Origin of the sequence: Hoylesella enoeca JCM 12259 (assembly GCF_000613405.1) — a bacterium.
In the GTDB taxonomy this organism is placed as follows: domain Bacteria; phylum Bacteroidota; class Bacteroidia; order Bacteroidales; family Bacteroidaceae; genus Prevotella; species Prevotella enoeca.
In genome coordinates, this window is record NZ_BAIX01000050.1 from 1 (window position 1) to 14,544 (window position 14,544).

Here is a 14,544-nt window from a genome sequence, read left to right on the forward strand (position 1 = left end):
CCGAAGTTTCTGTGCATCGCCGTGCTGCTGGTTATATTTGCTTGTTTAATCATCTCTTTAATTGTTCAGACCCCCATCTCCCTAACTTAGGGGGCGGAAGGAGGCGCCAGGAACTGTCAAAACCGGGGGCAAAGGTAATTAAATATTCTTAAACCGGCAAACATTTCCCAAAGAAATTCTATGCAAGGTGCAAATTGCATGACTTATATGCGCCTGTCAATAAATAATTATACGTGTGCAAGTTTGTCCCCTTGCTTTTCGCTATCTATTTCTTAGTATAAAGGATGCCTTTCTTCGTATAAATGACGTCGTCAAAAATAAGCTTGTCGCCATCGACTCTTGCAAATACCGTTACTTCCTTTCCTAGTTCAGAACCGAGATAAGTGAGCTTCACGAGTGGCGGGTCGTAGTATGTATAGCCGCCAAATCCACTTTCCGTCTCGTTATCTTCGACGTGTTTCCATTGGAAAGACACCGTTCCGAAGCTGATTTCATTATATCCATCCTCTTCGTTCACCCAGATGGTGTTTTTAAGAGAGGGGGCATCTTCCACAGCATCATCCGAAGAGCAACTTGACATCGAAACCATGATGCCCAGCAAGGCTAGCATAAGAAACAGAGACTTTTTCATAATCTTGATTGTATTTTATCAGTTAGATATTGCAAAGATAGGGATATTTTCAAAGAAGAACAAACGATTCGGCGCACAATATTCTATGATCTGTCAGTTTCATCCGGATATTGATGCCGAACAAGAAGTCGTATAGTGCTCATGCACAAGTATGGGACTTCTGCCTCACAACTCGCATACTTCTCATCAAGACGGATAGAGGAGCAATCCTGCCGTCGGCCGACCAGATTGCCACTCAGTGCATGAAAGGCGGTCGGCCGCCGCCGGGCGCACCGGGAGGTCTGTGGCCCCGCTCGCCGGGATCTCCGAACCGAGATCTATCGTCGGATCCGCGCATTCCGCGACGCGAATCACGGGTGCCGAAGAGATTGAGGCGATAGATCACGTGCAACATGGCATAGCTGTTGATGCTGTTATACGACGTATCACTACGCTGGAGCGCATTGATTGTTCGGCTCAAATTACTTTGATTGTGGAGTATATCATAGAATTGTAAACTCACGGTGAGCGGTCTCCCTTTCAGGAAACTCTGTGCCAGCTGTGCATTCCACACCAACTCATCGGTGTTCATCGCATGGTCACTGTAACCTCGTCGACTGTTTTGGTGCAGATCTGTGGAGAGACTCATGCCCCAGGGTGCGGTGAGATTGAGGGTGGCTCCGTAAGCGAATTGCCACGTATCGAGATTGTTCACGCTCTGCAATCGGTTGCGCGAGTGAGTGTAATTGAATGAGCCATCCAGCTCCAACTCCAACCAACTGTTGCGGTAACTGCCGCCAAGGCGTTCGCCTAAGGAGAGCGAACGTGTGGCGCTCTTCACCGACGATGTCGAGCGATTAGGACTCAGATAGCTGACATAGTGATTATAGTGGGCATTGGTGAATGTGCTCACGTTCCAATAACCCGTTGAATCGATGGCTGTATTAAACATGAAAGCTCCTGCGGCGCTCCAGTTTCCATTGATGTTTTCGGGTCGGGAGACGCGTCCACCGGTGGTTTCGTCATACGTCACCCGATTGCTAATGCTATTGCGCGTATTGTTGTAGTCCAGAAATGTCATGATCGAACGTTGGCGCCTTTGGACATAATTGTTATAGAAAAGACGGAAGTTGTTGGTGAACGACGGCTTCAATCCTGGGTTGCCTCGGAGGATGTTCAGCGGATCACTATCGTCGTTGATGTCCAGCAAGTCGGTCATACTTGGCTGCGTGGTGGTTCCGCGATAATTGATACGCAGGTTGCTCACTTTGCTGAACCGATAGCGGAAATCCAGCGTCGGAGAGAAATTGGTTACGGTTCGGGTGGTGTCGGTGTTCACGCCTGATAGTTTTGTATGAAATGTGATTTCTGCGGTTGGAGCATCACACCGATATTGAATTTATACGCCGACCGGATGATGCGCAACATCAATTCCAGTTCGTTGGTATAATTCTTATACTCGGAGTAGCGGCTCAGGGCTTCGTCCGAATAGTTCGCCAAGGGATGTGTCAGTCGGCCGATATAGCTATCCCAGCCACGATAAGCGGGCGAGAGGGCGGCAAAAAAGTTTTCGCCGAGAGGGCTGAAATCATAGGTCTGGCGATCGCTTTTGCTGTAACTATATTTAAACTTGTAACTGAATTGCAGGAATATGGCGCGCCACAACGGTTCGCTATACGTGGCCTGCGCACTATAACTCCAATTCTTGACCGGCGCCAGACTGTATCGGTTGGTCTGATAGGTGGAATCCTGTCCCAGCACATTGCGCAAACGATAGAGGTGCACATTGGTGAGCGATAGATTGTCGGCCTGGGTCTCGCCGTAACTACCGTCGACGCGTAGCGTGAAGTTACGGCCGTTGTTGCCCAAGCGACGATTGTATTGCAGCATAGCAGCCGTCCGCCTGACATCTCGATAAGTGATTCCGCTGTTGTTGCGTGTGTTGACCACCAAACTATCGGCCACCAACTGCGCGATCGAGGAAGTGCTCAGCGGGTCGGTTACATACTGATAAGGATCCAGCATAAACGTTGCCGACCGATTTAATGCGATGCCGTCGTCTTGAGAAACTGTGAAACTGGGACGAAACATAATGTTGGTCAACGTGTCGGGACGCCATTCCACACGCATCCTACCATCCCAACTATTGCCGCGGGTATAACGCTGCCCGATGCTGTTGGAATAAGCCCCATCCTACTCACGAAATTCTCCACGGCACTCTGCGTGCGCACATCGCCGTCGGAGTGATTCCAACGCAGACTGCCATCGATCTTCAATCTTTGTCCGTCGTCATAATTCATGTTGACCCCTACCATCTTCGAGGCATTCAGTCCTTGTCGGCCTCCGCCGAATCGGCCTCGACCACCGCCGCCGGGGAAGCCCATATCATTGGTGTTATTAGCTCCGCCGAAAAGCATTACGCGCCACTTGCTGTTGAAATAAGCATCCATCAACCGTTCGGCATAGCGCCCGTGGTTGCCCGCCGATAAATCGGCATTGCCGAACAAGCCTTTGTTCATCCCTTCCTTAATACCAAAGTCGAGCACGGTCTGCTCTTCGCCATCATCGATCCCCGTCACGCGCGACAGATCGCTACGCTGGTCATAGGTTTTGATCTTATCGATAATCGACGTGGGGAGGTTTTTCAGTGCCGTCTTCGTATCACCGGTCATAAACTCCTTGCCGTCGATCAATATCTTCTTCACTTCTTTTCCATTGATTGTGATCTTACCATCGTCGCCAACCTCAGCGCCAGGCAATCGCTTCACCAATTCTTCGACAGTTGATCCCTCGGGCGTGCGATAAGCCGAAGCATTATAAATAAAGGTGTCTTCCTTTAAGACCACCTTCGTGGCCTGTCCCGTGACGGTGGCCCCTTTCAGCATCACGGCGTCGGTGCCGAGCGCAATTGTGCCCACTGACAAATCACGGCCAGTCGGAATCAGGATGCGCCTGTAAGTGGTCTGATAACCGATGATGGTGATTTTCAACAGAAATCGCCCACTGGCAGATGTCGTGAAAGAAAATCGCCCGTTGTTATCAGAGATTGCGCCGGTGATAAAAGTGCTGTCCGTTTTGAGTAATTGAACCGTAGCTTGTGTCAACGGCTCCCGTGTATCACGGTCCACCAACGTCCCCGTCAGTTTCGCCCCTTGCGCCGATGCCATCACCGACACCATTGCTAAGAGTATCAGCAGGAAAACCTTCCTCATTTCTTTTCCATTCTTTTAAATTACATCTTTTTAGATGTAAGAACAGCTCCGAAGTTTAATCTCGCATACAGAAACAAATGAGCGGTAAACGAATTGCCCATCGACCATTCGTTCACCGCTCATCCTGCGGCCACGTGCCATCAACGAAACCGATAAAGCTCGATATCGTGGAAGCCGTTGAGAAAATCCTTTGCTGCCATACGCTTCTTGCCCGAGAGTTGGAGTTCTAAGATCTCCAAACATCCATCGCCCGTGTTGGCATAAAGTTGCTTGCCGACAACAAACAAGCTTCCGCTCTCCCCGAGACAAGGTCTCGCCGTCTTAGCCACCTTATAAATCTTGACGAACATGTCACGCTGAGCCTTATCCTCCTCACTGCACATCTCCGTCCACACGCCTGGATAGGGATTCAGACCGCGAATGAAGTCATAAATACGCTTAGCCGACTGATTCCAATCGATCCGACACGTCTCATTGAAAATCTTCGGTGCAGATTTCAACACCTCCGGCTCCGGTTGAGCTTTCGCCGGCACATTTCCATCCATACGGATCACTTCGTCGACAGTCTCAATGCAAACCGCTGCACCGAGATCCATCAAACCATTATAGACGAACTCTGCGTCGGCATCATCCGGAATATCAAAAGTCCGCTGCATGATAATCCGACCCGTATCAATGTCATGATCTAAGAAAAACGTTGTGACACCCGTCTGCTTCTCGCCATTGATAATGGCCCAATTGATCGGCGCCGCACCACGATATTGGGGCAGTAGAGCGGCATGGACATTGAAAGTGCCGAAGCGAGGCATCCCCCAAACCACCTCTGGCAACATCCGAAAGGCCACCACAACTTGCAGATCGGCACGATAAGCCCGTAATTCAGCTAAGAACTGCTCGTCTTTCATCCTGACGGGTTGCAACACGGGTAAACCGCGACTGACAGCAAACTCCTTGACCGCCGAAGCACGCAGCGTCGAACCATGGCGTCCCACCGGTTTGTCTGGCTGCGTCACAACAGCCACGACATGATATCCACCGTCTGTCAATCGGCGGAGCGACTCTACCGCAAACTCCGGCGTCCCCATGAAAACAATACGCAAATCCTCTTTTCTCATTATGCCAATTATTTCCTGCAAAGGTAGCAATAAATCCGCGAAAGTCAGGCATTTATTTTGCCATCTCTGAGAATTGCACTACCTTTGTGTCTCGCAAAATAAATTGTTTTTAGCATGAATCAAGCAGAAGATATCAAGAACGCAGTAGCCGTGTTGAAGCAAGGCGGCATCATCCTCTACCCCACCGACACCGTCTGGGGTATCGGATGCGATGCAACCAACCCCGAAGCCGTGGAAAAAGTCTATCGGATCAAACAACGAGACGACTCCAAAGCAATGATATGCTTGGTCGATTCGGATGCACGACTACAAAGATATGTGCGAAACGTGCCCAAGGTGGCCTGGGATTTACTGGATTTAGCCACGAAACCCACCACCATCATCCTTGACAATGCCGTGAATCTAGCACACAACCTCATCGCACAAGACGGTTCGATCGCATTGAGAATCACCCGAGAACCGTTCTCCAAAGAACTCTGCTTCAGATTCCAAAAAGCGCTCGTCAGCACCAGTGCCAACATCAGCGGCAAACCCACAGCAGCCAAATTCTCAGACATTTCACCCGAAATTATAGACGCTGTCGATTACGTCTGCCAATCCAGACGACAAGAACATAAACCACACACGCCCAGCTCAATCATCAAGCTAAGCGAAGACGGACAAGTCAAAATCATCCGAAAATAAACGCAGCACACCGACACAACGACAACAGATATGGAATCGGCCCAACCGCTACACACAACACGCATACAAAGACTCGTCCGATGGCGAGAGACGCATATCACCGACCGACAGTTCATCATCCTGTTAGCCCTCTTCATTGGATTCTTCGCTGCTGTGGCCGCCTACATCCTACATTGGCTCATCCGGCAAATACAATACCTCCTCACAGCCGGATTCGACATCACCACCTTCAATTGGCTCTATCTCGTCTTCCCCGTCATTGGAATCTACATCACAGCGCTCTTTGTCAAATACATCGTCAAAGACAACATCTCCCACGGCATCACGCGCGTGCTCTACGCCATATCAACCAAGCGCAGCCAACTCAAACCACACAACTGCTGGAGCTCCCTGATCGCGTCCGCCATCACAATCGGATTCGGAGGATCTGTCGGAGCCGAAGCACCCATCGTCCTGACAGGATCCGCCATAGGAAGCAACCTCGGACAATTCTTCAAGATGGACAACAAGACTCTCCTGCTCCTCGTTGGAAGCGGAGCAGCAGCAGCCATCGCAGGAATCTACAAAGCACCTATCGCCGGACTCGTCTTCACCCTCGAAGTGCTGATGGTCGACCTCACAATGGCCTCCCTGTTGCCAATCCTCATCTCATGTGTTACGGCAACATGTTTTACATACATCTTCACAGGAAGTGATTCACTTTTCACCTTCCATCTCGATGGAGAATGGCTCTTGGAACGCGTCCCAGCCAGTATTCTGCTCGGAATCTTCTGTGGTCTCGTCAGCCTATACTTCATACGAACAATGACCGCCTGCGAAAACATCTTCGGACGATTCAAAAATCGGCTCTACGTCCGCCTCACACTCGGCGGCCTAATCCTCAGCCTCTTGATCTTCCTATTTCCCTCGCTTTACGGAGAAGGATACTCGGCTGTCAATATCCTCCTCAACGGACAAACCCAATCTGATTGGGACACCGTCATGAACAATTCCATATTCTACGGCAACAGTCAATTCCTCGTCATTTACATCGCCCTAATCATCCTCACCAAAGCTTTTGCCACATCAGCCACCAACGGAGGAGGAGGCTGTGGAGGAACATTCGCCCCCTCACTATTCATCGGAGCATTCAGCGGCTTCCTCTTCGCACGACTCTGGAATATCAATCAAATCGGAACCTACATACCAGAAAAGAACTTCACACTCCTCGGCATGGCAGGAGTCATGACCGGAGTCATGCACGCACCTCTCACCGGAATATTTCTCATAGCCGAACTCACTGGCGGATACCAATTATTCATGCCCCTGATGATCGTCTGCATTTCCGCCTATCTAACCATCAACATCTTCGAGCCACACAGCATCTACGGCATGCGCCTCGCACGAGAAGGAAAGCTAATCACACACCACACAGACCACGCTGCACTCACCCTGATGAATCTTCACAGCATTATCGAGCGTGACTACACCCCCGTCGCTCCCGACCTCCCCCTGGGAAAACTCGTGCAAGCAATCAGTCGAAGTCACACCAATTTCATCCCCGTCATTGATCAAGCCAATACACTTCTCGGCATCATAGACCTCGAACAGATACGACACATCATGTTCAGAACAGAACTCTACCAGAAATTCAACGTCAGCCAACTGATGAGACCAGTCGATGCACTCTTAGGAATCAACGACCCCATGGAAGATGTCATGAACAAGTTTGATCAAACATCACTCAACTATTTACCGGTCGTTGACGTCAATAACCATATAATAGGTGTCATTTCTCGCACGCGGACATATAAAATGTATAGAAAAATGGTAGAAGACCTCTCCGCAGAATAAATTTTATATCCCACGCAATCCTTCCCCCTCACAATCCCCCCTATCCCAAACCCCATATCTATTGATATAGACAGATTCATCGTACAACAATCTTAAAACCTAATCCACACTATCCGACACATCATACAACAAACAAATCAGAAATACACAACTGCCGATTCATCGCACAACAACCTTAAAACCTAATTCACACTAGCTGATACATTATATAACAAACAAATCAGAAATACACAATAGCCGATTCATCGCACAACAACCTTAAAACCTAATTCACACTAGCTGATACATTATATAACAAACAAATCAGAAATACACAATAGCCGATTCATCGCACAATAACCTTAAAACCTAATCCACACTATCCGATACATCGTAAAGAAATTAGAGAAATAATTTATTCCAGCCGATTACTCGGAAATTAACCAAACAAGGAATCGGTTAATTTCTGACCGCTCGGAAATTAACCAAACAAGAAATCGGTTAATTTCTGATCCCTCGGAAATTAACCGAACAAGGAATTGGTTAATTTCTGACCCCTCGGAAATTAACCGAACAAGGAATCGGTTAATTTCTAATGCATATTTTGTTTAAAAAACAGAAAAATCTTATTAGAAAATCACTTTTTTTCTAAGAAGAGCTCAAAATTCATATATAAAATGATACTTTTGCAGAGAACCAATATGAAAAATCATGAAAAAAAGAAGGCTCTATCAAAGATGGTATGAAGACGAAACAATCTATAAACAAAAAAAGAGAAAACGACACCTTAGGGAACTTCCCCAGTTCTCGTTTGATCAAATTTACTTCATGCCCTTCACGCACAAGCGAATTTTTGAAGAGAATGGCAGCGCGCATTATGAGCTGATTGATCGAAACATCACCCCAACCGGTATCAAGATCTTCGACCAATATCTGCAATATCTCGACAGAGGAAACACATCTCCCATCCCGTTTTACGAAAAGAATGGATTGATAAGCACCGATATCGACTCGTTGACTTATGTCCTTACGGGTATGAATGGAATCGACTTTCGCCTGGCTTGGCAGATGCGTATGGCGGAAGACCTTCTTAGATACACGAATATGGAACTGAAAGACGTGGCTCAACGTAGCGGAATCGGTTCGGCCACAAATTTGTATTACAGCTTCCACCGAGACCACGGCTATCCTCCCGGAACCTACCGGTTGAAAGCGCGTGAGTCGGGCGATCTCGGACGCTTTATTTTATAACAAAAAGAGCCACCGCGAATCACTTCGCGGCGGCCCATCATAACTCTATTAATTAAAACTACGCGTTATCTCAATTTGATATAGCCGTAGCCAGCCACGCTTCCAAGCTCCTCCTCGATACGGATGAGCTGGTTGTATTTGGCCATACGATCGGTGCGACTCATCGAACCGGTCTTAATCTGACCAGAATTTGTCGCAACGGCGATGTCAGCAATCGTCGTATCTTCTGTTTCACCCGAGCGGTGAGATGTCACAGTGGTATAGCCGTGACGATGAGCCATCTCGATAGCTTCCAACGTCTCGGTGAGCGATCCAATCTGATTAACCTTGATCAAAATCGAGTTTGCAGCTCCCATCTTGATGCCTTTCTCCAAGAATTTCACGTTGGTCACGAAGAGATCATCGCCGACTAATTGGCAGCGGTCTCCGATCGTGTCGGTGAGTTTCACCCAGTTCTCCCAGTCGTTCTCATCGAGTCCATCCTCGATCGAATCGATCGGATATTTGGTAATCAGCTGCTCGAGATAAGCGATTTGCTCATCAGCCGTGAGTTTTTTACCGTTGGGATCTTTGGGCATTCCATTTTTTAGTTGGCGATAGTCGTAGAACCATTTTCCGTTCTCACAAACGGCAAATTCGCTTGCTGCGCAGTCCATTGCGATCTTCACGTCCTTGCCCGGCTCATATCCTGCGTCTTTTATTGACAAAATGATCGAATCAAGCGCATCCTCAATGCCTTCAAACTTCGGAGCGAAACCGCCCTCGTCGCCCACGGCTGTGGAGAGTCCACGCTTCTTCAAATTTTTAGCCAATGCGTGGAAGACCTCAGCGCCCATGCGGATGGCTTCGCGCTCACTCTTGGCACCTACGGGACGGATCATAAATTCTTGAAAAGCGATGGGTGCGTCTGAATGCGCACCGCCATTGATGATATTCATCATCGGCACGGGCAGCACATAAGTGTTTGCACCGCCGATATATCGATACAAGGGGATATTCAGCGCTTTGGCAGCTGTGTGGGCCACGGCAAGCGACACGCCGAGGATGGCATTTGCACCAAGTTTGCTCTTGGTGGGTGTGCCGTCGAGTTCGAGCATCTTGTAATCGATAGCGCGTTGTTCGAGTACGCAACATCCTTTCAAAGCGGGTGCAATCAGATTGTTTACATTTTCAACAGCTTTCAAAACTCCCTTACCGCCAAAGCGATTCTTGTCGCCGTCGCGGAGCTCGAGGGCTTCGTTTTCACCTGTCGAAGCGCCAGAGGGAACGCTCGCACGTCCCATCACGCCATTTTCCAATGTTACTTCTACCTCAACTGTAGGGTTGCCTCTCGAATCAAGAATTTCTCTTGCGTGAACTTTTTCAATTACCATAATTACTATTATTTAAAAGATTCGTTGAATACTTTGCAAAGTTACTGTCTAAAATCGATATGATGAAATTTTTATCAGCCAAAAACCGTTTTCTGTCAAGGTATCGGTCTTTATTTTATTCGTTGTGTTCGGATATGTAAACCGGATGTGACAACAGGTTGTTTTATCTTTTGTGAAACTTTTCGCTCTGTTGGCGAATCAGCGCGGTGTCGTTGAAATAATCTATTTTCATGGCGCGACGCACTTCGTCCATCGTCTGTGCAGCCACGGCACGAGCCTTTTCGGTTCCCTTACGCAACATATTGAAGATTTCGGGAATATCCTGTTCAAACTCTCGGCGACGCATGCGCATCGGTTCGAGCATCTTGTTAAGCACACTGTTGAGAAATTTCTTACACTTCATATCTCCCAAACCGCCACGCCGATAATGATCTTTGAGTTCGTCAAGATTATGATACTCGGGCCAGAATTCTACAAAATCTTCGGGCTTACAAAACGCGTCGAGATAAGTAAACACCATGTTTCCTTCCACTCGACCGGGATCTTCCACGCGCAGATGATCGGGATCGGTGTACATGCTGCGCACGCTTTGCCAAACGTCTTCGGCCGAATCGCTCAGATAAATGCAATTGCCGAGACTCTTACTCATCTTCGCCTTGCCATCGGTTCCAGGCAAACGCATGGCCGCCTGATTGTCGGGCAACACGATATTGGGTTCGACAAGCACCTCACCATACGTGCTATTGAAGTGGCGCACTAATTCACGTGTCAGTTCGATCATCGGCTCTTGGTCTTCGCCAGCAGGTATCGTGGTACTCTTAAAGAGCGTAATATCGGCAGCTTGACTCACGGGATAGCAGAAAAAACCTAGCGGGATATTAGCTTCGAAGTTGCGCATCTTGATCTCAGTCTTTACGGTCGGATTGCGTTGCACGCGCGAAACGGTGACGAGATTCATCAAATAAACGGTGAGTTCGGCCAACTCCGGGATTTGACTCTGCATAAAGAGCGTACATTTCTCGGGGTCTAACCCAGCGGCGAGATAATCGAGTGCCACCTCGACCATATTCTGTCTGATTTTCTCTGGATTGTCGGCGTTATCGGTCAGCGCCTGCACATCGGCCATAAACACAAACATCCGGTCATAGTCTCCTTCGTTTTGCAACTGCACTCTGCGCCTCAACGACCCCACATAATGCCCCAAATGCAATTTTCCGGTGGGGCGATCGCCTGTCAATATAACTTTTCCCATTGATTCTCTTGAAATTCAAATGCAAAGATACGATAAATCAAACGGAATGCAAAATAAATTCTATTCAAACTTATGTCCTATTCAAATCACCATCAGAAAAGGCTTCATTCCCGAATCGGAAATGAAGCCTTGTTGTTTTGACGAGCGAAAAACGATCGTTATTTCACATGAAAATAGAGGTCCGAAGGATTCAAACGCTTTCCGTCTTGATCGTAAACATGGAGCCGAAGTTGTCCCCCGTTATGATCGAAATAGCGCACTTCAAACTTGTGGAAACCTGCTCTCAGCGCCTGCTGACACACTTCTTCATGAGGTGATTGCTCTCGATCCTGATTCACCACCATATTACCATCCACTTTCAACCAACTTCCATCGTCGCTCAACAAGGAGAAAGTATAGATACCATCAGTGGGAATCTTGATGTATCCGTTGATTATCAATCCGATATTTCCTTTCACGCCGGCAGGAATCTCCACATCATTTATTTGATAAGAAGCATTGAGTGGCGCTTTACCAATATGCTTGCACGTCACGCCGGAGAACTCATGCCAATCGGCTTTCAACCCCTGTTGCAAGTCGCTTTGCACAGAAATCGGCTCTAAATAACCTTGCTTCACGAAATCGGCTTTGATCATTTCGCCAGCCCTTCCGTTTTGACCAAACGGGCGGAGAATGAAATGTGTGGTCTCATCCACGGTGATCGCTCCGGTAATCTGCGGCGACTTGACAGACGGGAAACTGCCATCGGTCGTATATCTAACGGTTGCCGTCGGGTCAGCACAGCTCACATGAAGCGTACCTTGCGTAGTAAAGGCTGTCAAATTGGGGAATCCGTCCAAGTCGGGAATACGATATGGAATGTTCATTCGATTCAATATATCGAATTGGTAACGCAATCTGCGACTGAAATCCGCATAATCCATTCGTTCGGATCGACTCCAACCGAGTTCAGCCAATGCAATCATACGCGGGAAATACATATAAAGCATCTGGTTGCGAGAGGGCACCCATTCGGTCCATAGATTAGCCTGAACACCTTTAACATGCGCTTTTTGCGCACTGGTCAGCGTTTGCGGCAATAGATCATACTTGTAAATCTTCTCCACGCTGGTCTTCTGTTCGGGATAATCCACATACATTTCCGCATTGGGACAATAAATCACATCGTTGCCTTGAGCCGTAACATCGTTCACAACACGAGGAGCCCATGTGCGCCACCACGTCACTGTGGCTGTTTTCGACAGTCCGCCCTCCATGATCTCATCCCAACCGATCATCTTTTTACCATTTGCATTGAGGTAGTTTTCCATCTGGTGAATGAACCACGACTGCAATTCCTCTTCGTTTCTCAGTCCTTCTTCCTTGATCCGACGCTGACAATCAGGACATTTCTTCCAGTTGTCCTTCTCCACCTCATCACCTCCGATGTGGACGTATTCATAGGGGAAGAGTTCAAAAAGTTCCTCCCACACATGACGACAAAACTCCAATGCGCTATCTTTTCCAGGACAAATGGGTGACGAAAAGGTCTTCCCCCACCCCACTGTATCAAAACAAGAGAGTCCCGGATAATTGGAAACGGCACTTAAAAAGTGGCCGGGCATATCCACTTCGGGCACAACTTCAATACCTCTTTGTTTGGCATAAGCCACGATTTCGCGCACATCGGCCTGCGTGTAATAGCCTCCATACAAGGTGTCCGTACCCTCGACACGTTTTTTTGAAGCCGGCAACAACAGGTCGGGATTATCTTCCTGTGCTGCCCTATTCAAGCAAACGCGATCTTGATTATTATATTTCCGCCACGCACCTCTGTTTGTCAACAGCGGATAACGCTTGATTTCGATACGCCAACCTTGGTCATCTGTCAGATGCCAATGAAATCGATCGAGTTTGTAAAGCGCCATCAGATCGATCAATTCTTCAACTTCGGCCTTGGAAAAGAAATGTCGCGAACAATCCAACATAAATCCGCGCCACTCGAAACGCGGTGCATCCGTGATGCGAACGTATGGCAATTGTTTTTCAAAAGCCAACTGCCGGATCGTTGCAATAGCCGAAATCACACCGCAATAATCATTTCCGTGGACATCAATTCCCGTTTTATCAATCGTCAAGCGATACCCATCCTTGGGTTGATTTTTATCCAAAGACAATCGGATATCACCTTTTCTATTATACACCGTGACGACTTTCCGCTTGAGAAGTTGTGTCAGATGATGTCCCAAATACGCCGAAGCCGGCTCCAACGAATGATCTGCATAACTGATTCGAATCGTCGTTCCGAACCGATAATACCCGTTCCCGTATTCCACTTGTTGCGGCACAGGCACAACATTAATCTCTGCCTCCGAATGAGAGAGGCATAACGTGAGGAGTGCTGCGATCAAGAGCAGCCTGAAATGATTCATCGATAAATGATCTGTTTATTGAAAATGAAATAGCTGTCACACATCCAACAACACCGTCTTGCCATCCTTTGTCGCTTCAAAATAAGGCGGTTCGTCGCGCAAGGCAATATCATCGTAAACAAAATCGGCCACCACCGTGTCATGATAATCAGGTAAAACGAGTCCCACTTTGCCAGCTTTCTCTGCAATAATGGGCATCTCTTTCAGATCGTCAACATAAACATAACATGTGCGCAAGAAACTATACAATGGTTGTATGAGTATATCGCCCTTATAATCTTTGATTCCAAACTTCCCATCTTGCTCGAAAACCTGGTGGAAACGCACATATTTCTCCTTGATTCGATTGAGATAATACACCATCTTCCGCTTGTTGTTGACCAGCGTCAAGAGATAATCGAACGTGTCGCAATAATTGGCCATCGACCTTGCCAGCACGATTTTGAAATCCAATCCGCGTATAGCCTTGCGATTTAAATCGATATATCGGGCCAGCGCTTCTTCTTTTTCGGCCAACGAAAGCGTAGACAAGCGCTCTTCAAACTTCTCCATGATCTGCTTGCTACCCGACATTCCCTTGATATATCGGTGAATTTGGCGACTCATTTCACGACAAACAAATTTGTCAATCTCTTGTTCTTCGATACAGTCTACGTATTCGGCATCAAAGTTATCTAAGGTAATCTTTTCCATAACAGCGTTTCTCCTTTTGTCGACAAATTTAGAAAATATAATTGAAAACACAAAATTCTGAACTCTCTAATTCATCAGGCGATGTATCAATAAGCATCAATTGGCGTGCGACCAACCGTTAATCACACTGC

9 protein-coding genes and 1 pseudogene are annotated in these 14,544 nt (G+C 47.7%); 3 read left to right on the forward strand and 7 right to left on the reverse strand.

The genetic code is table 11. From position 1 onward, the window contains the following. Positions 1–265: 265 nt before the first annotated feature. The 3 genes and pseudogenes from JCM12259_RS11000 to fmt form a co-directional block, all read right to left on the reverse strand. Complete coding sequence (locus tag JCM12259_RS11000) at positions 266–631, reverse strand: hypothetical protein (protein WP_025066496.1); 366 nt, start codon at positions 629–631, stop codon at positions 266–268. 235 nt (positions 632–866) lie between these two features. Continuing rightward, a pseudogene (locus JCM12259_RS15220) lies at positions 867–3,822 on the reverse strand (outer membrane beta-barrel protein). 140 nt (positions 3,823–3,962) lie between these two features. Beyond that, on the reverse strand, positions 3,963–4,937 hold the full coding sequence (gene fmt, locus JCM12259_RS11015; protein ID WP_025066497.1) for a methionyl-tRNA formyltransferase: 975 nt from the start codon (positions 4,935–4,937) through the stop codon (positions 3,963–3,965). Between the two features lie 114 nt (positions 4,938–5,051). Between fmt and JCM12259_RS11020 the strand changes: the two genes are divergently transcribed. The 3 genes from JCM12259_RS11020 to JCM12259_RS11030 all read left to right on the forward strand — a co-directional run bounded on the left by JCM12259_RS11020 (position 5,052) and on the right by JCM12259_RS11030 (position 8,684). Further along, entirely contained in the window at positions 5,052–5,621 is a 570-nt protein-coding gene (locus JCM12259_RS11020; protein ID WP_025066498.1) for an L-threonylcarbamoyladenylate synthase, read from the forward strand. 30 nt (positions 5,622–5,651) lie between these two features. Continuing rightward, entirely contained in the window at positions 5,652–7,454 is a 1,803-nt protein-coding gene (locus JCM12259_RS11025; protein WP_025066499.1) for a chloride channel protein, read from the forward strand. A gap of 690 nt (positions 7,455–8,144) precedes the next feature. Then, on the forward strand, positions 8,145–8,684 hold the full coding sequence (locus JCM12259_RS11030) for a helix-turn-helix transcriptional regulator (RefSeq protein ID WP_025066500.1): 540 nt from the start codon (positions 8,145–8,147) through the stop codon (positions 8,682–8,684). Positions 8,685–8,749: 65 nt separating this feature from the next. On the opposite strand, the gene eno is transcribed toward JCM12259_RS11030, so the two are convergent. From eno to JCM12259_RS11050, 4 genes are all read right to left on the reverse strand, one after another. Next, complete coding sequence (gene eno, locus JCM12259_RS11035) at positions 8,750–10,057, reverse strand: phosphopyruvate hydratase (RefSeq protein WP_025066501.1); 1,308 nt, start codon at positions 10,055–10,057, stop codon at positions 8,750–8,752. A 163-nt stretch (positions 10,058–10,220) separates the two neighbouring features. After that, positions 10,221–11,309, reverse strand: a complete 1,089-nt coding sequence (gene trpS, locus JCM12259_RS11040; protein WP_025066502.1) for a tryptophan--tRNA ligase — start codon at positions 11,307–11,309, stop codon at positions 10,221–10,223. Positions 11,310–11,467: 158 nt separating this feature from the next. After that, positions 11,468–13,720: a family 20 glycosylhydrolase gene (locus JCM12259_RS11045; RefSeq protein ID WP_025066503.1), complete on the reverse strand. Its 2,253-nt coding sequence runs from the start codon at positions 13,718–13,720 to the stop codon at positions 11,468–11,470. A 36-nt stretch (positions 13,721–13,756) separates the two neighbouring features. Continuing rightward, positions 13,757–14,413, reverse strand: a complete 657-nt coding sequence (locus JCM12259_RS11050; protein WP_025066504.1) for a hypothetical protein — start codon at positions 14,411–14,413, stop codon at positions 13,757–13,759. Positions 14,414–14,544 lie beyond the last annotated feature (131 nt).

Bases quoted from the DNA above. Each gene is read 5' to 3' on its own strand.
- JCM12259_RS11000 (WP_025066496.1), bottom strand. From the start codon at position 631: ATGAAAAAGTCTCTGTTTCTTATGCTAGCCTTGCTGGGCATCATGGTT.
- fmt (WP_025066497.1), bottom strand. From the start codon at position 4,937: ATGAGAAAAGAGGATTTGCGTATTGTTTTCATGGGGACGCCGGAGTTT.
- JCM12259_RS11020 (WP_025066498.1), top strand. From the start codon at position 5,052: ATGAATCAAGCAGAAGATATCAAGAACGCAGTAGCCGTGTTGAAGCAA.
- JCM12259_RS11025 (WP_025066499.1), top strand. From the start codon at position 5,652: ATGGAATCGGCCCAACCGCTACACACAACACGCATACAAAGACTCGTC.
- JCM12259_RS11030 (WP_025066500.1), top strand. From the start codon at position 8,145: ATGAAAAAAAGAAGGCTCTATCAAAGATGGTATGAAGACGAAACAATC.
- eno (WP_025066501.1), bottom strand. From the start codon at position 10,057: ATGGTAATTGAAAAAGTTCACGCAAGAGAAATTCTTGATTCGAGAGGC.
- trpS (WP_025066502.1), bottom strand. From the start codon at position 11,309: ATGGGAAAAGTTATATTGACAGGCGATCGCCCCACCGGAAAATTGCAT.
- JCM12259_RS11045 (WP_025066503.1), bottom strand. From the start codon at position 13,720: ATGAATCATTTCAGGCTGCTCTTGATCGCAGCACTCCTCACGTTATGC.
- JCM12259_RS11050 (WP_025066504.1), bottom strand. From the start codon at position 14,413: ATGGAAAAGATTACCTTAGATAACTTTGATGCCGAATACGTAGACTGT.